This is a genomic window from Geothrix edaphica, from assembly GCF_030268045.1.
GTDB lineage: Bacteria > Acidobacteriota > Holophagae > Holophagales > Holophagaceae > Geothrix > Geothrix edaphica.
On the sequence record NZ_BSDC01000001.1, the window covers coordinates 921,858 to 939,978 of the forward strand.

An 18,121-nucleotide genomic window follows, 5' to 3' on the forward strand; every position below is an offset into this window, starting at 1 on the left:
CGGACCTTCCGGGGTGGAGACACGTGACATTGGGCAAAGGCTTACAGGTCGAAAGGCCGGACCGCTTCATCGATGAGTCTGGCCAACTGCTGATCCTTCTCTGTGATACCTCCAGCGTCGTGGGTGGTCAGGGCGATCCTGACGTGGCCCCAGCCAAAGATGATATCTGGGTGGTGATTCATGGCCTCCGAAGGTTCCACTACGGCGGTCACAATCCGGAAGGCGGTCATGAAATCCGGCGTCCGGAACTCCCGGACCAGGCATCCGTCCTGCTCGATCCAGCTCATGGTCTCGCCTCCTGGGCCAGGGTGGCCTCCAGCTCCGCCAGCTCCGCCTGGAGGAGCCATTCGTCCGGGTGGGCCCGGGCCCGGTCAGCCAGAGTCCGGAGGCGCAGACCATCGGGCTCCTCCCGCAGGGCCCGGGCTTCCACGTAGAGCCCGGCCAGCTCCGCGGACAGGGAGGAGGCCTTGCGGTCCCGGGCCTGGGCTTCGGCCTCGCCTTCTCCGAAGGCTCCCGGCCCGCCGTACCAGCGGTCCCAGGCGCCGGGATCCGCCGGTCCCCCTGCCACCGACGACAGGCCCTCGCTCAGGAAGAGCAGGGCCCAGCTGGGCAGGTCCAGGGGGCGGCCATCCTGGTGGCCCCGGAGGTTGATCACCTCGTGCTCACCCACCCGGAAGCCCGTGAGGAAAAGCCCCGAGGGCAGATCCAGGCTGAAAGGTCCCCGGGGGGGCAGCGTCCCGCGGCCGAAGGCCACCAGCGCCGAGCCGGGCCAGGGCTGGTCTTCCGCCACGCCGCCGCGCGACAGCAGCACAGGTCCCTCCACCCGCGCCAGGGCGGTGGAGAGGCCCGGAGCGAGCTCGCCCCGGGCGGGGATCCGCGCCACCACCTTGCCCGTGAGCTCGATGCCGCCTTCCAGGCCCAGGTGGTTCACCGTGCGCGCCCGCAGGGCCTCCTCCAGGCCGTGGTCGCCGCCCCGCCGCCAGCTGAGGGTGGCCTCGAAGGCGTCCAGCACCTCGAAGAGGTGGTCGAAGTCCCGGGCCACGAAGAGCTGGGGCTGCATGCGGGTGATGTCGTATTCGGTGTCGGCGCAGACGAGGCTGAGGGGCACCTTGGCCACGGTCGGGGTGAGACAGTGGGCCGCTTCGCCGAGGCTGCTGAGGAGCCCTGCGCCGTAGAGCTTGGGATCCGCCAGGTCGCCCACCAGGCCGTACTCGGCGGTCCACCAGTAGAGGCGGCTGGCCTTGGTGCTCTCGCTGACGTACCGGCGGCTGGCGGAGGCGGCCCGCAGGCGCTCCTCCGCGAGGTGGATTTCCGATTCCGTGGCTTCGGGATCCTCCTTCACCACGCTGAGGTTCCGGATGGCCTCGTAGACGGCCTGGTCCTCCACGGAGGCGATGGCGCGGAAGCCGGCCTCCCCGCAGCGCTTGAGGTAGTCCGCGTAGCGGCGGTCCGCCAGGATGGGCGCATGGCCCGCGCTCTCGTGGACGATGTCCGGAGCCGGCGTGTACTCGATGTGCTCGTGGCTGCGGATGTCGGCGGCGATGGCCAGCACGCCCAGGGACTGGAGCTCCGTGAACACCGCCGGGGGGATGAAGCCCCGCACACCCACGGCGGACCAGCCCAGGCCCTCCAGCTTGAGGTTCATCTCGTCCAGGCTGGGGATGCGCTCCAGGCCGATGCCCGTGGCCGCCAGGCCCGCCAGATAGCTGGCGTGGGCCGTGTCCCTGAGCCGGTCCGTCAGCCGGTGGAGGATGTGCCGCCAGACCGCGTGCTCCCGGGGGGTGTAGGCCCCGTAGTCCTGGCCCGCCACGTAGCGCCGAAGGTGGGCCGGAAGCCGGTCGATGGCGCGCTGGGTGGGGGAGGGAAGGGAAGGCATGGCGAGATCGTTACCCATTAAATTATAATATATGAACAATAGCTGGATATTCCAAAATCCGGAGACTCAGGCGGACTGCGGGCTACCCTGGTGCCATGACCTTTGATGCCTGGGATCCCTATCGCGACCTGCGCTTCGCCGGGACGCGGGAGCACCCGGAGTTCGGTCCCTGCTTCATCGCCGAGGGGCGGATCCTGGTGGAGGATCTGCTCGCCGCCGGCCGGGCGGGCCGGTTGCGCGTGGTGTCCGTGGCCGCCACGACTCCGGCGGCCGGGGCCGCGCGGGCCCTGCTCCCCGAGGGGACGGAACTGCTGGTGGCAGAGCCCGCGGCGCTGTCGGAACTGGCGGGCTTCCCCTTCCACCGGGGCCTCATGGCCTGTGCGCAGGTGCCGCCGCCGCCTTCCGCGGCGGCCCTGCTGGCGGCCCGGCGCCTGCTGGTGCTGCCGCGGCTCTACGACGGCGAGAACCTGGGCCTGCTGCTGCGCAGCGCCGCGGCCCTGGGGCTGGATGGCGTGCTGGCGGGGCCGGGGCCGGGCCTCTGGAGCCGCCGCACGGTGCGGGTCTCCATGGGCGCCGTGTGGCGCATCCCCGTGTGGCGGGTGGAGGATCCCTGGGCGCTCCTGGCGGACTGGAAGGCGGCGGAGTCCGGCTCGGAGGTCGTGGCTGCAGCGCTCACTCAGCAGGCGGAAGACGCCCGGCACTGGCGGCCCGCGGCCCGCTGCGCCCTGGTGATGGGACCCGAGGATACGGGCCTGGATGCGGACCAGCTGGCGCGCTGCGACCGGGCCGTGGCCATTCCCATGGCCTCGGGCATGGACAGCCTGAACGTGGCCGCCGCCGGGGCGATCCTGATGTTCCGGATGGTGGAGAACGGCTAGGGCTCGCGGCTGGCCGCGATGTCCACCAGGCGCAGGAGCTCGGCCACCACCTCGCGGCAGGCCGTGTCCTGCTCGTAGCGGGCGGACACCTTCTTCCGGGCCGCGGCCACGTCACCGCAGGCCTTGCCCCGGGCGATGAGTTCGCGGCAGCTCTCGGGCATGGGGCCCCAGTTGCCGCACTCCACGAAGCGGTCGCTCAGGAAGATGAACTTGGGGATGGCCTCGCCGCCGTTGGTGAGGAAGCGGGCGAACACATCCGGGTGCTGCTCCCGGCTGAGATAGCGGACCTTCAGGTTCGGGCCGGTCTCGGCCAGGCGCTGGAGCACGGGCGCGTGGCGCACCACGTCGCCGCACCAGTCCTCGGCGATGGCCACCACATGCACGGGCCTGGGCAGGGCGGCCATGAAGCCGGCAGCCTGCGGATCCAGCGCCAGGGCCGCCCGCTGGGCTTCCAGCTTGTCCCGCTGCTCTGCGGATTCCGCGGCGGCCAGCCAGGCGGTGTAGTCCAGGCCGGACTCGAACACGGCCTTCCAGTCCAAAGTGGGCAGGGTGGCGGGGCGGGGCATGGAACCTCCGGGAAACCTCTGATGCTGCCATGCCCGGCCCCGTGACTGGACGTACCTTTGGGGTGGCGCGGACCGCAGCCCGCGGGAAAGGGGGGCGCCATGAGGGCGATGTGGAATGCCACCAAGCCACCTCTCGAATGGGTGGATCCCATGGTGAGGGTGCCGAAGTACGAGCTCCATGCCGGCGAAGAGGTGCTGGCGCGACTGTCCCTGGAGCCGCTCTGCCGGACCTTCGCCACGGTGGAGACGGCGGAGGGGCGCTGGACCTTCAAGCAGACCGGGATCTTCACCACGCTCGTCCACATCCGCGAAGCTGGGGTGGACCAGGATCTGGCTGTCTTCCATCCCGGCCTCCTGGGGCGGGGGAGGCTCCGGTTTCGGGACGGCGAGACCTTCCAATGGCGGCGGGCCCGACACGATGGAGGCTGGTCGTTCCGGGACAGGGACGGCCGGGTGGTGCTCACCCTCAGGCTGGAGCCTGCGCCGCCGGGAGAGCCCTGGCCCCGCCGGACCCGGGCTGAAGTCGACATCACGGCGGAGGGGCGCCCCAATCCGCGGATGCCCTTGCTGACGGCCATCGGCTGGTTCCTGATGCTGCTCCATCCGCTTTAGCCGGACGGGCATCCCGGACCTGCAGGTCCAGAGGCCACGCACCGGGAAGTGCCTTCTTCACCTCGAGGCTCTGTGGTCTAGAGTGGAGGTCCGGTCTTTTCCAGGAGCTCCCATGACCATCGCGAAAGCCTACGCCGCTGCCTCTGCCACGTCTGCCCTCGCGCCGTTCCAGATCGAGCGTCGGGCCGTGGGGCCGCACGATGTCGAGATCGAGATCGCCTACTGCGGCATCTGCCATTCCGACATCCACCAGGTGCGGGACGAGTGGGGCGGCTCGAAATACCCCATGGTGCCCGGCCACGAGATCGTGGGCCGCGTCACCGCCGTGGGCGCTCACGTGAAGGGCTTCAAGGTGGGAGATCTGGCGGGCGTGGGCTGCATGGTGGACAGCTGCCGCACCTGCCCCAGCTGCCAGCGGAAGCTCGAGCAGTTCTGCGAGAAGGGCGCCGCCTTCTCCTACAACAGTACCGAAATGGACCGGAAGACGCCCACTTACGGCGGCTATTCGTCGAGCGTCGTGGTGGACGAAGCTTTCACGCTGAAGGTGTCTCCGAAGCTCGACCTCGCCGCCGTCGCGCCCCTGCTCTGCGCGGGCATCACCACCTACTCGCCCCTGCGCCACTGGAAGACCAAGAAGGGCGACAAGGTGGGCGTGGTGGGCCTGGGCGGCCTGGGCCACATGGCCGTGAAGATTGCCGCCGCCATGGGAGCCGAGGTGACCATGCTCAGCACCTCGAAGTCCAAGGAGGCCGATGCCCGCAAGCTGGGCGCCAGCCACTTCGGGCTCACGTCGGAGGACGCCACCTTCAAGCAGCTGGCCGGCCAGTTCGACCTCATCATCGACACCATCTCCGCGCCCCACGACTACAACAAGTACCTGGGCCTGCTCCGCGTGGAGGGTGCCATGGTGCTGCTGGGCGTTCCGCCTGAACCCACTCCGGTCGCGGCCCACGCGCTCATCGGCGGCCGCAAGACCCTCAGCGGATCACTCATCGGCGGCATCCAGGAGACCCAGGAGATGCTCGACTTCTGCGCCGAGCACGGCATCGTCTCGGAGATCGAGCTCATCCCGGTCCAGCAGGTCAACGAAGCCTACGAACGCATGATGAAGAACGACGTCCGCTACCGCTTCGTGTTGGACATGAAGACGCTGTGACGAGAATCCCGTCGAACGGGGCCACCACCCGGAAAAAAACGGTTGAATAAGCCAATATAGGAATGTACGATCTGGGGGTTTCCTCCCACCAGGGCGTGTGGAGGCTCCGTGTCTCCTCTTGTGATTGGCGAACTCATCGGTGCCTACGAGATCGTGGGTACCCTTGGTGCGGGCGGCATGGGCGAGGTGTTTCGGGCCTGGGATCCCAAACTGGGCCGTGAGGTGGCGGTCAAGGTCCTTCCTGAATCCTTCGTCAGCGAGCCGGTGAAATTGAAGCGCTTCCAGCAGGAGGCCCGCACTCTGGCCGCCCTGTCTCATCCCAACGTGGTGCAGGTCTTCGATGCCGGCGAACATCAGGGCCTCCCCTACCTGGTGATGGAACTGGTGGAGGGGCAGACACTGCGGCAGCGGATGGCCGCCGGCCCCATGCCCTGGCGCCAGGCAGCAGAGCTGGCGGCGGCCGTGGCAGATGGGCTCGCTGCCGCCCATGCCAAGGGCATCGTGCACCGGGATCTCAAGCCTGAGAACCTGATGCTGACGGTCCACGGCCATGTGAAGATCCTCGATTTCGGGCTGGCCAAACTGCGCAAGGATCAATCCCTGCCGCCAGGGTCCATCTCTGGCGCGGGGGTACGCCCGCCGCTCAGTGGGGTCACGGAGGTTGGCCTGGTGATGGGAACCGCCGACTACATGAGTCCCGAACAGGCCCAGGGCGGCAACGTGGGCGCCAGGAGTGATCTCTTCAGCCTGGGGGTGATCCTCTGGGAGATGGCCACGGGAAACCACCCCTTCCACCGCGCCACGCCAGCAGAAACCATGCGGGCCATCCTGACGGGTCGACCGGGAACTCCCGGGGATTCGGAACGCCTGCCCTGGCCCCTGGGCCGCATCCTCAGGGTCTGCCTGGCAAGGGACCCCGCGCACCGGTTCCGGACCGCCCGGGAATTGGCCGAGGCCCTGCGCTTTGCCGCACGGACGGACCTGGGACCCCGCCCCATCTGGGAGGCATCGCAACATTCCTGGGCGGTTCGCCGCTCGCAGGTTCTGGGTGCTGGCATGGCCCTGGTTCTTCTGGGCTCGGGGGGTGGTGTCTATGCCTGGCGACGGAGCCACCGGGCCCCGGTGGCGCCCGCAAACACGGCGCCTCCGCTTCCCAGTGTGCTGGCCCTGCCCGCGCGGGTGTTTGGGGCCGAGGATGCCGTCTACTTGACGGATGCCGTGCCGAACTCGCTGTCCACGCTGCTCTCGAAGGTGGAGGGCCTGGACACGAAGGCGCCGCCCTCCAGCTTCCAGATGGAGAAATGGAAGGGCGATCTGGCCCAGGTCAAGGAGGCCTACCGGGCGGACCACCTGGTGGTCACCACCATCACCAAGAAGGCGAAGCGCCTGGTCCTCAATGTGCAGCTGGTGGACACGCGGACCTGGAAGGTACGCTGGGGCCACCAGTACGAAGGGGTGCAGGCGGACTACAACAATCTGGTCCGCGACGCGGCGGAGGCTGTGGCCCGCACTTTGACTCGCGAGGAGGGGCTGGCCCCGGTCATCGCCCGGCCCGCGACAGGCTCCGAAGCCGAGCTGGCTTTTGGTGAAGGGCGGCACTTTCAGTACCGCTATCGGGCCCTGGGGCGGAGCGGGGACTACGACTAGGCCGTGGCGGCCTTCGAGAAGGTCGTCCGCCTGGATCCGCGACATGCCGAGGCCGCGGCGCAGCTGGCCTGCCTCCACGGGTGGCGGTCCTACGAGGCGGGGACCGCCCAGGCCGGAGAAGCCGAGCGACAGCTGGAGACCACCTGGGCGCGCCGGGCCCTGGACATCGACCCGCGCTGCGGTCTGGCGTGGAGTCTCCTTGGGGCGGTGGAGGTGCAGGGCCGTCGGGAGAACCCGGAGTTGGCCGTGGAATACGCGGTGAAGGGGGTCTGTCTCGCCCCGCACCAGGCCCAGGTCCACATCACCATGGCCACCATCCTGTCCGGGCCCGGCTCAGTGGGTCTCTTCATCGCGGGCGGCCGCCGGTCCATGGAACTGGATCCCATGGATCTCACGGGGCCCGCCTTCGTGGCACTGGGTCTGGCCTGGATGGGCCGGGCGGAGGAGGCGCTGGCCAATGTGGACCGGGCCCTCCTGAGGGAGCCGGGGCATGCCTTGTTGAACGGCACAGTCCGGCCCTATGCCCTGGTTCGACTGGGGCGCCTAGACGAGGCCGAGGCCCACTACGCACGTTTGGGCAAGCCCCCCGGCCCCACGATCCGGTTCTGGAGCGCGGTGGACCGTGGGCAGACAGGGGAGGCCCGGGCCCTCGCGGGACCCCTCCTGGCCCACTGGCTCGGCCCCAAGGAGCGGGCCATCGACATCGGGAACGCAGTGTTGTTCAACGCGCCCTACCTGGTGCGTGCGGGCCTGAGCGACGATGCCATCCGACTCCTCCAGCGGAGCGTAGACGTAGGGGCCATCCCGTGCCTGGATTGGCTCCTGGCCAACCCGGAGATGCAGCAGTTGCGCCGCGATCCCCGCTTCGCGCAGATCCTGCGGGCGACCCGGGACAGCGCGGCCATGGTGGCGCGGCATCTGGACCAGGCCAAGGCCCGGGGAGAACTGCCTGAATACTTGCAGAAGCCCCTGGAGGACCTGCATGGGCACATCGCGGAGGCCTCGCGGTTGGGTCCATGAGAAGCGCCCCGCCAAGGCGGGGCGCTTCTCGGTGGGGGCCTGCGCTCACTTGTAATGGAACACGAGGTCCAGAGTGGCGGGTCCGCCCTTGGTGCCGTTCTGCCAGGGGGTGATGGTGACGTCTTCGATGACGCCCCGCTGCAGATCGATATCCAGCAGCTTGGGGTTGAAGAGCAGTTCCCAGTTGGTCGCCTTGCCCATGGCCATGACACAGCCGTTCTTCAGGGCCGCTGGCGTGGTGCCGAAGGCAGGGATGCTGCCGTTGAATTTGGCCACAAGACTCGTAGCGAGGCCGGAACCATCGTAAACCAGGGGATCGCCGGGCAGCAGGGCCAGCAGCTGCACTCGGCGCTGCTGGATCATTGTGCCGGCGCGGCCCACCTGCATGGGATGGCGTACATCGATCACCGTGAGGGTGGCACCCTCGGGCAGGGCCCGCTGGAGATCGGCCACCTGGCTCTGGCTGCGGCCATAGTCGCAGACCACGCCGAAGTGGTTCATCCCCTGGTAGATGATGCCCGCTGCCTTCACCACGGGGCCGAAATCCTCGGCGACGAGGGACGTGGAAAGAGCTGCCAAGGCGAGCAGGGTGGTGGGGCGGAACATGGGACACCTCCATGAATGGGACCCGACCGGGTCCGGGTGGTGCCGAGCCGGAGGCTGCGGCAAGGGAAACCTCGGCCAGGGCCCCTCACCGGGCCATGACCGCTGACTGACGGTACAAGTTGTGTTTTCAAGCCACTTGCGAGACCCGTTTTTGCCCGCCTCCGGGGCCGGCCTCCCGGCGCAAGGGGGCCGTTAGGTCCCCGTGAGATCAGGGTGTTGAAGCGGATCTGTCCGGTCCCATACTTGCCACGCCTCCCGCGGTGCCGAATGACCCGATTGGCCTTTGGCGACTTCGAACTGGACCCCTCCACCGGAGAACTCTGGAAGGGGGAGGACTGCGTGCGCATCCAGGAGCAGCCCCTCAAGCTGCTGGTCTGCCTGCTGGAGCGGCCCGGTCAGCTGGTGGGGCGCGAGGACCTCCAGAAGCGGGTCTGGGCCGGAGACATCCACGTGGGCTTCGAGGATGGGCTCAATGCGGCGGCCTGGCGCCTCAGGCAGGTGCTGGGCGATTCCGCCGACCGGCCGCGGTTCATCGAGACCGTGCCGCGCAAGGGCTATCGCTTCGTGGGGAAGGTGATCCCTCTGCCGGGGAAGACGCCACCGCCCTCCGGTTCCTTCCCGATGCCCGTCTACCAGCCACCTTCGAATTCGAGCGTGTACCAGGCGGCCCGGGCCACCTGGCGCTGGAATGCCGGGAGATTCTGGCTGGCGGGTGCCCTGGTGCTGGGCCTCCTGGGGGCGGGCGTTGCGGCGTGGTCGGCGCTGAGGCCGAAGCCGGTGCCCCTCGTGGCCGCGCCCCTGCTGAACGTGACCGGGGACCCGGCCCTGGACTACTTCGCCTCCGCCCTCTCCCGCCAGGTGATCCAGGATCTGGCTGCCGCTCCGGGCGTGGAAATCAGGACGGCCGAACCCCGTCCCGCCGGGGCCGGTCCTCCTCCAGGCGCTCTGACCCTCACCTGGACCATGGCCCGGGAGGCCCAGGGCTACCGCGTCACTGCGAGCCTGATGGATGCCCAGGGGCGTGGCCGTGGCGACCGGGTTTTCCTGGTTTCCTCAGAGCACCTGCACCAGGTCCACCGCGACATCTCCGCCTACCTGGCCGACCAGGCCGCTCAGGAGCCCAGGCCCGGGGCCTCGCGCTGACGCCAGAGCGGGCCCCCCTGTCCCTGCGATCGTTTTGAATGCGGGTCTCCATCGTTTTGAACGATCTGAAGGTTGGGCCAGGTCCGGCTGTACCCCCTCTCTCAGCGCTGTTGGCGCGTCCAAGGCCTGATTCATGTGGGGTTGGAGCCGCGGGAGGAGGCCCCGGTCCCCCAGGCACGATCCTTGATCTGGGAGGTGCAACCAAGGGCAACACAGGCTGTTCTGGTTCGCGCCCTTTCGTGAATGGCTGGATGGGTCTCGGCGGGTTGCGCCTGCCCTTGGGCTGGAGGAGGTCGGACATGCTCATTCTCTTGATCGTCATCCTGCTCTTGCTGTCACTCGGCACCCTTCCCACCTGGCCCCACAGCAAAAACTGGGGCTATTACCCGAGCAGTGGCCTGGGTCTTGTGGTGGTGGTTCTCGTCATCCTGCTGCTCATGGGCCGGATCTAGACCCAGGGGCCGGGGCTTGAGTCGGGTCCTTCCAGAGCCATTGCCACAAAAGGGAAACCGAGGGGAACTGCCATGTCATTCGGGCTGTATGCGGCGGGATTCGCCATCATCGTCATCGGGCTCATCTATGGTGCCCATCTGGTGCATGTGCCCGCGGAATGGATTGCCGTGGGTGCCATTATAATGATTGGGGTTGGGATACTTACTGGCGTCAAGGCGACCCGCCAGAAGGATCCGCCAGCCTGAAGTTGCGGAACGGCACCCAGCTCGACTCAACCCAGGGGAATGGGCAATCCGTGTTGTCGGAGGAAGCTGAGCTTGTCCCAGTAGCCGCGCTGGAAGGCGATCTGCCCTCCCACGACGCGGAAGAAGCCGCAGCCGCGCAGACCCAGGGGATCGCGCCACTCGAGGATGGCCCACTCGCCGTCCTCGAAGAGGTTCTCCACGAGACACACCATCTCTGCGGCGGCGAACTCCCGCGCGAACATGGCACGGATCGCCTCCCGGCCAGCCACAGGTGCCGCCGCCACCTGGTGGTTCACGGCGTCCGCGTGGTACATCGCGGCCAGCGCCTCGGCGTCGCCACGGTTGAAGGCCTCGACCCAGGCAGCCACGAGGGCCTTCGGCGTCATCGCACCGTCTCCGGCTGGCCCAGCCGCCGGGGCGTGTGGTTCGGGTTATCCATGTCGGACACGATGGGCCACCGGCCCCCAGGCGCTGGCCAGTGCCGGGATCGGGGCCAGAGCGAAGGGCGGGTTCAGGCGGCGCATGGAGGTCTCCGGCGGGCTGGGGTGGCGCTCAGGGTCAGAAGATACGGTAGCCGAATCCCCGGTGGTTCAGATCTCGGCGGGATGGACGGCGGGCCGCCCCGGGCGGAGGCGGCGCGCCAGGACGGAGAGGAGCAGCATGGTCGCGAGGACGATCCAGACGGTGGCTTCGGGATGCTTCAGCCAGGCATTGAGGCGCAGGGTCGCGAGGGCCACCACGGCGTAGTAGAGCAGGTCGCCCGCGATGGCGATGGCCCAGCCCGCCAGGAAGCCGTGGCCTGCTGCCAAGGCGGCGCTCCGCCCCGTCATGGGGTCCACCCCGAAGGCGACCATGACGAGGGCGATGGGCCCCAGGCCCGGGCCGCCGACCTGAGTCGCGCTGCGGGCCATGGCCGCCTGCAACGCCGTGCCGAACCGGGCGAGGAAGGGGCTGCGTCGGGCCAGGAACATCAGGCCCCGGAGCACCGGCTCGAAGGCCAGCGCCAGGATCAAGTCCGACAGGAAGTACAGGCCCGCCGTCGGCGCCCAGCCCAGTCCCTGCGACTGGGCCAGCAGCACCCCCGCCGGGATCCCGCCCCCGAGGGGGAGCAGGAAGAGGAGGAGGACCGCAATCATGAACCCATGCTACCCGGGCCGGGGCCTGAACCCGGGGGCCGCGCGGGGAGGATCAGGACTCAGCCCTTGATGCGCCTGGGATCTGCGGACTTCGGATAGGTCCGCTCCTCCTGGATCTGGCCATTCTCCTTGTGGATCTTCACGGAGCCTTCATGGCCGTGCATGTAGGCCCGCATCTGCCCGATGGCCTCCGCCTTGGTCGCTGCGTGGACGACGGGTCGGCTGCCCCCCTCAGGCTTGAGGTTCCAGGCGTTTCCTTCCTTGGCGAGGTGATAATTTTTCATATCGGCCTCCCTGCATGTGGCGATCGCCGTTGCAGAACATAGGCTTTTTGCGCCGCTCCACCCATAAAACTGCTTGCCCCTGGTCCCGGGGGAAGCCTGGCGGTGGCTGGCGAATCAAACCAAGGTCACCAGGTTGTGCGCCAGGGTGCGACGGCTTCCTTCCAGATCAGCAATCGTGCCCGGAAGGCGGCGCGAGCCCAAAGCACAAAAAACCAGATGGCGAAGGTCGCAGGCAACATCAACACCCAACGGCCGTGGGCGAAGGCGGTCACCAACCCTAATACTCCGGCACAGGCCCAGATCAGCGAGAGAATCGCCGCGACCAGGCGGCTGGCACGACCGAGCTTGCGACCCGTTGGCATGTGAGTGAGGCCTGAGGAATGGAGTCCACCGGCCAGCCTGCACTGAGGTGCTGGGCAGAGCCGGGGATGCGGAGCGGTGAGAGAGAACGGAAGGCAGCTACGCAGGGTTCGGGTGGATCGGAAGGTCAGACCGCCGGAATGGGGCTTGGTTTTGCCGCTCCGCATTTCCAGCACTCGGTGAATTGGGGTTCAAGGGTTTCGCCACACGCTGGGCATCGCCAAGAAGGGCCGGATGACTGGGGGAGGGATTCGCCCCTGGAGAAGCGCCTGACGAGATCCAGGGCTTGCGGGACTTGATCCGGATTGGACACCCATACTTCCGGAGCAGCCCCGGGAATCATGGATGCCGCTTCCACGGTTGTGAACAGGGCCTCCCCCCGAACTTCTGCATCAATGCCGTGGGAGCGGAGCAGCCCTGTCACGAGATGCGCCTCTGCGTGATGCTGCGCGACAAAGACCTTCTGCATGGCGTTCTCCTGGGCGGACTGGCCGGGAATGACGCGAACGTGGAAGGGGCCGGAGTCTCAGCCCCAGACCCGCGTTCCGCCCACCCAGGTGCCGAGCACCTTGCCGGGCAGGCTCCAGCCCTTGAACGGCGTGTTGTAGGACTTGGACTGGATGAAGGCGCGATCCACCTGGATCTGGGCGTTCGGATCGAAGAGGACGAAGTCGGCGGGGACGCCGGGCTTCAGGGTGCCGAGGCCCTGGCGGTCGAGGTGGAAGACCTTCGCGGGCTCCCAGGTCAGCAGGCTGATGGCCTTGGCCAGGCTGATGACCTGGCGGTTCACGAGAAGCTCGAGAGTGAGGGGCAGGGCGGTCTCCAGGCCGATGACGCCGAAGGCGGCAATGGGCAGCTCCACTTCCTTGTCGTCCCAGCCGTGGGGGGCATGGTCCGTGGCGATGGCATCCACGGTGCCGTCGGCGATGGCCTCCAACACGGCCTGGATGTCAGCCTCGGTACGCAGGGGCGGGTTCATCTTGTAGTCGCTGTCGAACTTCATCAGTTCCTTGTCCGACAGGGCGAAGTGGTGGGGGGTCACCTCGCAGGTGACGGCGAGGCCACGGGCCTTGGCCTCGCGCACCATCCGCAGGGAACCCTTGGTGCTGAGGTGGGCGAGGTGCAGGTGGCCGCCCGTGTGCTCGGCCAGCACGATGTCGCGGGCCACCATGGCCTCTTCGGCCGCGGCGGGGATGCCCAGGCAGCCGAGAGAGGCGCTCACGGCGCCCTCGTGCATGTAGCCTTTGCCGGCCAGATCCCTGTCCTCCTCGTGGGCCACCACGGGAACATCGAGCCAGCGCGTGTATTCCAGGGCCCGGCGCATGAGCGAGGCGTTCGAGATGGGTAGGCCGTCATCGGAGAAGGCCACGCAGCCTGCGGCCTTCAGCGTGCCCATGTCTGCCAGCTCCTCGCCCTTCATCTCGCGGCTCACGGTGCCGATGGGGAAGTAGCGGCAGAGGCCGGCCTTGGCGGCCCGGGTGAGCATCATCTCGGTGATGGCCACGCTGTCGTTCACGGGCTTGGTGTTGGCCATGGCGCACACGGAGGTGAAGCCCCCGGCCACGGCGGCCCGGCTGCCGCTCTCGATGCTCTCCTTGCGGGTCTGCCCCGGCTCGCGGAAGTGCACGTGCAGGTCCACGAGGCCCGGTGCCAGCACCGCGCCCCCGCCATCCAGGACCTCGGCCCCCGCCGCCAGCGGATCGCGCTCCAGGTCCGCCCCGATGGCCGCCACGACCCCCTCCACCACCAGCAGCGCTCCCGGCCCGTCCAGGTTCTGCGCTGGATCCACAAGGCGGACGTTCTTCACGAGGAGGGACATGGGGGCTCCGGAGATGGGGACAGTTTAGCTTGGGGCTGTCAGCTATCAGCTGTCAGCTGTCAGCGACTGAAAGCTGATAGCCGAGAGCTGATAGCCAAAGGCCCTACTCCATCCGGTAGTTCGGCGCTTCCTTGGTGATCATCACGTCGTGGGCGTGGCTTTCGCGGAGGCCGGAGCCGCTGATCTCCACGAGGGTGGCCTTCTGCTGGAAGTCGGCGATGGAGGCGCCGCCGCTGAGGCCCATGCCGGCGCGGAGGCCGCCCATGAGCTGGGTGACCAGGTCGCCCATCTTCCCTTTGTAGGGCACCTGGCCCTCGATGCCCTCGGGCACGAGCTTGGTGTCGTCCTTGCCTTCCTGGAAGTAGCGGTCCTTGCTGCCCTGCTTCATGGCGCCCAAGGACCCCATGCCGCGGTAGGCCTTGAAGGTGCGGCCCCCGTAGAAGATGGTCTCGCCCGGGGCCTCGTCGGTGCCGGCGAAGAGGCTGCCGATCATGACGCAGTCCGCGCCGGCGGCGATGGCCTTGGCCACATCGCCGCTGAACTTGATGCCCCCGTCGGCGATGCAGGTGACGCCCGCCTCGCGGCAGGCCCGGCTGGCCTCGGCCACGGCGGTGATCTGGGGCATACCGGCGCCGGTGACGATGCGCGTGGTGCAGATGGAGCCGGGCCCGATGCCCACCTTCACGGCGTCGGCGCCGGCCTTCGCGAGGTCCCTGGCGCCCTGGTAGGTGGCCACGTTGCCGGCGATGACGGGAACGGCGGGAAAGGCCTGCTTGAGGGCCTTCACGGCCTCCAGCACGCCCTTGCTGTGGCCGTGGGAGCTGTCCAGGCAGAGGACGTCCACCTGGGCCTCCACCAGGGCGGCGGCCCGGTCCAGCAGATCCTTGCCCACGCCCACGGCCGCGGCCACCCGCAGGCGCCCATGGGCGTCCTTGCAGGCGCTGGGGTATTCGATGGACTTCTCGATGTCCTTGACGGTGATGAGGCCCTTGAGCTGGCCCTGGGCGTCCACCACCAGCAGCTTCTCGATGCGGTGCTTCTGCAGGATGCCCTTGGCCTCCTGCAGGGTGGTGCCCACGGGTACGGTGACCAGGTTCTCCTTGGTCATGGCGTCGCGCACGGGGATGTCCCAGCGGGTCTCGAAGCGCAGGTCGCGGTTGGTGAGGATGCCCACCAGGCGGTGGCCCTCCACCACCGGCACGCCGCTGATGCGGAACTTGGCCATGAGGGCCTCGGCGTCACGGATGGGCGCGTCGGGCCCGATGGTGATGGGGTCCGTGATCATGCCGGATTCCGACCGCTTCACCTTGTCCACCTCCTCGGCCTGGCGCTCGTGGCTGAGGTTCTTGTGGATCACGCCGATGCCGCCCAGCTGGGCCAGGGCGATGGCCATGCGGCTCTCCGTCACGGTATCCATGGCGGCGGACATGAGCGGGATGCGCAGGCCGATGTCCTTCGTGAGCCGGGTGCCCAGGTCCACCTGGTTGGGGTGGATCTCCGAGTAGCCGGGGACGAGCAGGACGTCGTCGAAGGTGAGGGCGCGCATCAGGGGCAAGGTCAGCATGGGGGGCCTTTTTCCGGACCCGCTGCCTGCGGGACCTTGCATCCCATGGTCTCACGGCTGGGGGCCGGGTTCCAGCGCCGGTGCTCAGCGGGAGGGCTGGAGGACGGGATGGAACGTCAGGGTGAGGAGCAGGGGGTGCATGCAGGATCTACTCTGCCGGTTGCAGCGGGCGATCGCAACGAAGACCGTGGTCGGGGGTTCCCTGCCAGGGCGACCAGTCCACACAGCTGCCCTGGCGGTCTGGGCAGCGGGGCTGGAAGGGGCATCCGGCGGGGCGGTCCTGGGGCGCGGGCAGGAAGCCCGCTTCGACCGACGGCTGCCGCCGGGCGGCCGTCAGGAGGCGGGCCGTGTAGGGGTGCCTGGGAGCCGAGAGCAGGTGGACGGCGGGCCCGGCTTCCACGGCCTCGCCGCCGTAGATGACCAGGAGGCGCTCGCAGGCCAGGGAGGCCAGGGCCAGATCGTGGGTGATCCAGAGGAAGGCCAGGCCCCGCTCCCGCTGGAGCTCGAGCACCAGGTCCAGGAAGGTCTTCTGGGCCAGGGGATCCAGGGCCGTGGTGGGCTCGTCCAGCACCAGCAGTCCGGGATCGCAGGAAAGGGCCATGGCGAGGCAGAGCCGCTGCCGCTGCCCTCCGCTGAGCTGATGGGGGAAGCGCCGGAGGAAACCCGCGTCGGTGGGCAATCCCAGGCGTTCCAGCAGGGGCGCCATCCGTCCCAGGGTCGCCCGGGGAGTTTCGCCCCGGTGGACGCCCGGCAGCAGGGCCACATGCTGGGCCAGGGTCAGCAAGGGGTTCAGGGCCTGCCGGGGGTCCTGGGGCACCCAGGCCATCCGGGCGCCCCGGATGCGGTCGAACTCCCTCCCGGGGTGGTCCAGGGGGGTGTCGAAGGCGGATACCGTTCCCCCCGCCTGGCGCACCCCAGGGGGCAAGACGCCGAACAAGGTCTGCACCAGCAGGCTCTTGCCCGACCCGCTCTCGCCCACCAGTCCCAGCCGCTCCCCGGGAGCCACCCGGAGGCTCAGGGGCCCCAGCAGGCGGACTCCGTCCACCCGTTCCAGGAGCAGCGCATCAATGGCCAGGGACATGGGCCGAGAATGACACGGAAGTAATGGAAATCAAAGGGTTCCATAGAGCCCGGGATTGCCCCTTGACGCCCTGTGGGGTGGTCCTACCCTTGGGTCCACCTGATCACCCTGCGGGCTCCGTAGCGGGTCCGCCCAGGCAAGGAGGATGCATGGATTTCCTGCGCCCAGATCTCCAGGAGCGCCTGATGAAGGAGCACTTCGAATTCCGCAAGCTCATGGAAGAGCACCGGGCCGCCGACACGCGCCTGTGCGATCTCCAGAGGAAGCCCACGCTCTCGGCCAAGGAATCCCTGGAGGAGGTGGAACTGAAGAAGACCAAACTCCGCGCCAAGGAACGCATCTACCACATCGTGCAGGAGGCCTCCAGGCACGCCGAACAGTAGGCCACCCCGCACTCGCAGGAGAAGCCCCGGGAATCGGCCCGGGGCTTCGTTTTTGGCCCCGGCCCTGGATCAGGCGGGCAGGAGCCTGGGCCGATAGGGCTCGCCCACCCAGTACACCAGCTCCAGCAGCTCATTCACGTCCCACAGCAGCACGTCGGCCTTGGCCCCGGGGAGGAGGTGGCCGAGATCTCCGCGGCGCAAGCTGCGGGCGGGGTGCAAGGTGAGAGCCGTGAAGGCCTCTTCGAAAGTCATGCGCAGCTGGAGGCAGCCCAGGCGAAGGATGGTGAGCGGGTCCACGCAGGGGCAGGAGCCGGGATTGAAGTCCGTGGCCAGGGCGACGCGACAGCCGGCCTCGATCATCTTCCGGGCGGGGGCCCAGTCGCGCATGCCCAGGAAGAGGGTGGTGCCCGGCAGCAGCACCGGCGTGACGTCGGCGGCGGCCATGGCCTTCATGCCCGCCTCGCTGCAGAACATGAGGTGGTCCGCGCTGGCGGCGCCCACCTCGGCTGCCAGCTCGGCCCCGCCGGTCCAGCTGAGTTCGTCCGCATGCACCCGGGGGATCAGCCCCAGGCGCTTCCCGGCCTCGAAGATGCGGCGGCCCTGGTCCGCGGTGTAGACCCCCGTCTCCACGAACACATCGCAGAACCGCGCGATGCCTGGGTGACGGCGCACCAGCTCCGGCAGCCACTCCTCGGCCACGGCCCGGGCATTGGCCTCGGCGTCCCCGACGAATTCCGGGGCCAGGTCATGGGCGGGAAGCAGGGTCACATCGAAGCTCCAGCCCCGCTTCTTCAGCTCCGCGTAGGCGGCCGTGAGGCGGGATTCCGCCTCCAGTTCCAGACCGTAGCCCGTCTTGCACTCGAGGTGCACCACACCCCGCTTGCGGAAGGCCTTCAGACGCTCCTCGCCCGCAGCCACCAGCTCCGCCACCGTGGCGCCCCGGGTGGCGCGCACGGTCTCCCGGATGCCGCCGCCCTCGGCGGCGATCTGCTGGTAGCTGGCGCCATGGAGCCGGCGGTTGAACTCGCCGGAGCGGTCGCCGCCGAAGAGCAGGTGCGTGTGCGGATCCACGAAGCCCGGCGTGGCCCAGGTCCCACCGCCATCCACCTTGGGTGCATCGGCCCACTGGGCGGGCAGGTCTGTGGCCTGGCCCACCCAGGCCACCCGGCCGTTCTCCATGGCCAGGGCCGCATCCGGAATGCGGTCCACCGCCCAGGCATGGGCGGGATCGGGGGTCAGCAGGCCCCGGAGGTTCACGAGCACGCGGCGGTCCGACATGGGTTCAGTCTGGC

General features: G+C 68.7%; 21 protein-coding genes. 9 read left to right on the forward strand and 12 right to left on the reverse strand.

Annotated features, from left to right (window positions below):
* Positions 1-41: 41 nt before the first annotated feature.
* Together QSJ30_RS04110 and QSJ30_RS04115 are read right to left on the reverse strand one after the other, a co-directional pair.
* Positions 42-287, reverse strand: a complete 246-nt coding sequence (locus tag QSJ30_RS04110; protein ID WP_285606685.1) for a 4a-hydroxytetrahydrobiopterin dehydratase — start codon at positions 285-287, stop codon at positions 42-44.
* Positions 284-1,876: an aromatic amino acid hydroxylase gene (locus QSJ30_RS04115; protein WP_285606687.1), complete on the reverse strand. Its 1,593-nt coding sequence runs from the start codon at positions 1,874-1,876 to the stop codon at positions 284-286. Before QSJ30_RS04115 ends, QSJ30_RS04110 begins: the two co-directional genes overlap by 4 nt.
* A 95-nt stretch (positions 1,877-1,971) precedes the next feature.
* Between QSJ30_RS04115 and QSJ30_RS04120 the strand changes: the two genes are divergently transcribed.
* Positions 1,972-2,754 (forward strand): TrmH family RNA methyltransferase, encoded by a 783-nt coding sequence (locus QSJ30_RS04120; protein WP_285606689.1) that lies wholly within the window; start codon positions 1,972-1,974, stop codon positions 2,752-2,754.
* Here the strand turns inward: QSJ30_RS04120 and QSJ30_RS04125 are convergent.
* A complete protein-coding gene (locus QSJ30_RS04125) occupies positions 2,751-3,320 on the reverse strand; it encodes a thioredoxin family protein (protein ID WP_285606691.1) in 570 nt (189 codons plus the stop codon). The genes QSJ30_RS04120 and QSJ30_RS04125 overlap by 4 nt on opposite strands.
* 99 nt (positions 3,321-3,419) lie before the next feature.
* Here QSJ30_RS04125 and QSJ30_RS04130 point away from each other — a divergent pair, with 99 nt between their 5' ends.
* The 4 genes from QSJ30_RS04130 to QSJ30_RS04145 all read left to right on the forward strand — a co-directional run bounded on the left by QSJ30_RS04130 (position 3,420) and on the right by QSJ30_RS04145 (position 7,755).
* Positions 3,420-3,932 carry a hypothetical protein gene (locus QSJ30_RS04130; protein ID WP_285606693.1) on the forward strand — a complete coding sequence of 171 codons (513 nt, stop codon included), beginning with the start codon at positions 3,420-3,422 and terminating at the stop codon, positions 3,930-3,932.
* Between the two features lie 112 nt (positions 3,933-4,044).
* Positions 4,045-5,088, forward strand: coding sequence for an NAD(P)-dependent alcohol dehydrogenase (locus QSJ30_RS04135; RefSeq protein WP_285606695.1), 1,044 nt, complete (start codon positions 4,045-4,047; stop codon positions 5,086-5,088).
* A gap of 108 nt (positions 5,089-5,196) precedes the next feature.
* The gene (locus tag QSJ30_RS04140; RefSeq protein ID WP_285606697.1) at positions 5,197-6,735 is read left to right on the forward strand and encodes a protein kinase domain-containing protein; all 1,539 of its coding nucleotides are present in this window, start codon (positions 5,197-5,199) and stop codon (positions 6,733-6,735) included.
* A 3-nt stretch (positions 6,736-6,738) separates the two neighbouring features.
* On the forward strand, positions 6,739-7,755 hold the full coding sequence (locus QSJ30_RS04145; RefSeq protein WP_285606699.1) for a tetratricopeptide repeat protein: 1,017 nt from the start codon (positions 6,739-6,741) through the stop codon (positions 7,753-7,755).
* Positions 7,756-7,800: 45 nt separating this feature from the next.
* Here the strand turns inward: QSJ30_RS04145 and QSJ30_RS04150 are convergent, their stop codons facing one another.
* A complete protein-coding gene (locus tag QSJ30_RS04150; protein ID WP_285606701.1) occupies positions 7,801-8,361 on the reverse strand; it encodes a type 1 periplasmic-binding domain-containing protein in 561 nt (186 codons plus the stop codon).
* Between the two features lie 267 nt (positions 8,362-8,628).
* Between QSJ30_RS04150 and QSJ30_RS04155 the strand changes: the two genes are divergently transcribed.
* From QSJ30_RS04155 to QSJ30_RS04165, 3 genes are all read left to right on the forward strand, one after another.
* Positions 8,629-9,504 (forward strand): winged helix-turn-helix domain-containing protein, encoded by an 876-nt coding sequence (locus tag QSJ30_RS04155; protein ID WP_285606703.1) that lies wholly within the window; start codon positions 8,629-8,631, stop codon positions 9,502-9,504.
* Positions 9,505-9,803: 299 nt separating this feature from the next.
* Complete coding sequence (locus QSJ30_RS04160; RefSeq protein WP_285606705.1) at positions 9,804-9,956, forward strand: DUF3309 family protein; 153 nt, start codon at positions 9,804-9,806, stop codon at positions 9,954-9,956.
* Between the two features lie 72 nt (positions 9,957-10,028).
* Positions 10,029-10,202 carry a hypothetical protein gene (locus tag QSJ30_RS04165; protein WP_285606707.1) on the forward strand — a complete coding sequence of 58 codons (174 nt, stop codon included), beginning with the start codon at positions 10,029-10,031 and terminating at the stop codon, positions 10,200-10,202.
* A 26-nt stretch (positions 10,203-10,228) separates the two neighbouring features.
* Here the strand turns inward: QSJ30_RS04165 and QSJ30_RS04170 are convergent, their stop codons facing one another.
* From QSJ30_RS04170 to QSJ30_RS04195, 7 genes are all read right to left on the reverse strand, one after another.
* Positions 10,229-10,588, reverse strand: coding sequence for a nuclear transport factor 2 family protein (locus tag QSJ30_RS04170; protein ID WP_285606709.1), 360 nt, complete (start codon positions 10,586-10,588; stop codon positions 10,229-10,231).
* A 204-nt stretch (positions 10,589-10,792) separates the two neighbouring features.
* Positions 10,793-11,338 (reverse strand): hypothetical protein, encoded by a 546-nt coding sequence (locus QSJ30_RS04175; protein WP_285606711.1) that lies wholly within the window; start codon positions 11,336-11,338, stop codon positions 10,793-10,795.
* A gap of 59 nt (positions 11,339-11,397) precedes the next feature.
* Positions 11,398-11,622: a DUF2188 domain-containing protein gene (locus QSJ30_RS04180; protein ID WP_285606713.1), complete on the reverse strand. Its 225-nt coding sequence runs from the start codon at positions 11,620-11,622 to the stop codon at positions 11,398-11,400.
* 487 nt (positions 11,623-12,109) lie between these two features.
* Positions 12,110-12,451 carry a putative signal transducing protein gene (locus QSJ30_RS14470; RefSeq protein WP_420798757.1) on the reverse strand — a complete coding sequence of 114 codons (342 nt, stop codon included), beginning with the start codon at positions 12,449-12,451 and terminating at the stop codon, positions 12,110-12,112.
* Between the two features lie 57 nt (positions 12,452-12,508).
* A complete protein-coding gene (locus QSJ30_RS04185; RefSeq protein WP_285606715.1) occupies positions 12,509-13,801 on the reverse strand; it encodes a dihydroorotase in 1,293 nt (430 codons plus the stop codon).
* A gap of 103 nt (positions 13,802-13,904) precedes the next feature.
* Positions 13,905-15,365 carry an IMP dehydrogenase gene (gene guaB, locus QSJ30_RS04190; RefSeq protein WP_285606717.1) on the reverse strand — a complete coding sequence of 487 codons (1,461 nt, stop codon included), beginning with the start codon at positions 15,363-15,365 and terminating at the stop codon, positions 13,905-13,907.
* Positions 15,366-15,513: 148 nt separating this feature from the next.
* On the reverse strand, positions 15,514-16,446 hold the full coding sequence (locus tag QSJ30_RS04195; RefSeq protein ID WP_285606719.1) for an ABC transporter ATP-binding protein: 933 nt from the start codon (positions 16,444-16,446) through the stop codon (positions 15,514-15,516).
* A 149-nt stretch (positions 16,447-16,595) separates the two neighbouring features.
* Here QSJ30_RS04195 and QSJ30_RS04200 point away from each other — a divergent pair, with 149 nt between their 5' ends.
* Positions 16,596-16,829 (forward strand): HP1242/YdcH family protein, encoded by a 234-nt coding sequence (locus tag QSJ30_RS04200; protein ID WP_285606721.1) that lies wholly within the window; start codon positions 16,596-16,598, stop codon positions 16,827-16,829.
* A 69-nt stretch (positions 16,830-16,898) separates the two neighbouring features.
* On the opposite strand, the gene hutI is transcribed toward QSJ30_RS04200, so the two are convergent.
* A complete protein-coding gene (gene hutI / locus QSJ30_RS04205) occupies positions 16,899-18,107 on the reverse strand; it encodes an imidazolonepropionase (RefSeq protein WP_285606722.1) in 1,209 nt (402 codons plus the stop codon).
* Positions 18,108-18,121: the final 14 nt, after the last annotated feature.

Bases quoted from the DNA above. Each gene is read 5' to 3' on its own strand.
- QSJ30_RS04110 (WP_285606685.1), bottom strand. From the start codon at position 287: ATGAGCTGGATCGAGCAGGACGGATGCCTGGTCCGGGAGTTCCGGACG.
- QSJ30_RS04115 (WP_285606687.1), bottom strand. From the start codon at position 1,876: ATGCCTTCCCTTCCCTCCCCCACCCAGCGCGCCATCGACCGGCTTCCG.
- QSJ30_RS04120 (WP_285606689.1), top strand. From the start codon at position 1,972: ATGACCTTTGATGCCTGGGATCCCTATCGCGACCTGCGCTTCGCCGGG.
- QSJ30_RS04125 (WP_285606691.1), bottom strand. From the start codon at position 3,320: ATGCCCCGCCCCGCCACCCTGCCCACTTTGGACTGGAAGGCCGTGTTC.
- QSJ30_RS04130 (WP_285606693.1), top strand. From the start codon at position 3,420: ATGAGGGCGATGTGGAATGCCACCAAGCCACCTCTCGAATGGGTGGAT.
- QSJ30_RS04135 (WP_285606695.1), top strand. From the start codon at position 4,045: ATGACCATCGCGAAAGCCTACGCCGCTGCCTCTGCCACGTCTGCCCTC.
- QSJ30_RS04150 (WP_285606701.1), bottom strand. From the start codon at position 8,361: ATGTTCCGCCCCACCACCCTGCTCGCCTTGGCAGCTCTTTCCACGTCC.
- QSJ30_RS04155 (WP_285606703.1), top strand. From the start codon at position 8,629: ATGACCCGATTGGCCTTTGGCGACTTCGAACTGGACCCCTCCACCGGA.
- QSJ30_RS04160 (WP_285606705.1), top strand. From the start codon at position 9,804: ATGCTCATTCTCTTGATCGTCATCCTGCTCTTGCTGTCACTCGGCACC.
- QSJ30_RS04165 (WP_285606707.1), top strand. From the start codon at position 10,029: ATGTCATTCGGGCTGTATGCGGCGGGATTCGCCATCATCGTCATCGGG.
- QSJ30_RS04170 (WP_285606709.1), bottom strand. From the start codon at position 10,588: ATGACGCCGAAGGCCCTCGTGGCTGCCTGGGTCGAGGCCTTCAACCGT.
- QSJ30_RS04175 (WP_285606711.1), bottom strand. From the start codon at position 11,338: ATGATTGCGGTCCTCCTCCTCTTCCTGCTCCCCCTCGGGGGCGGGATC.
- QSJ30_RS04180 (WP_285606713.1), bottom strand. From the start codon at position 11,622: ATGAAAAATTATCACCTCGCCAAGGAAGGAAACGCCTGGAACCTCAAG.
- QSJ30_RS14470 (WP_420798757.1), bottom strand. From the start codon at position 12,451: ATGCAGAAGGTCTTTGTCGCGCAGCATCACGCAGAGGCGCATCTCGTG.
- QSJ30_RS04185 (WP_285606715.1), bottom strand. From the start codon at position 13,801: ATGTCCCTCCTCGTGAAGAACGTCCGCCTTGTGGATCCAGCGCAGAAC.
- guaB (WP_285606717.1), bottom strand. From the start codon at position 15,365: ATGCTGACCTTGCCCCTGATGCGCGCCCTCACCTTCGACGACGTCCTG.
- QSJ30_RS04195 (WP_285606719.1), bottom strand. From the start codon at position 16,446: ATGTCCCTGGCCATTGATGCGCTGCTCCTGGAACGGGTGGACGGAGTC.
- QSJ30_RS04200 (WP_285606721.1), top strand. From the start codon at position 16,596: ATGGATTTCCTGCGCCCAGATCTCCAGGAGCGCCTGATGAAGGAGCAC.
- hutI (WP_285606722.1), bottom strand. From the start codon at position 18,107: ATGTCGGACCGCCGCGTGCTCGTGAACCTCCGGGGCCTGCTGACCCCC.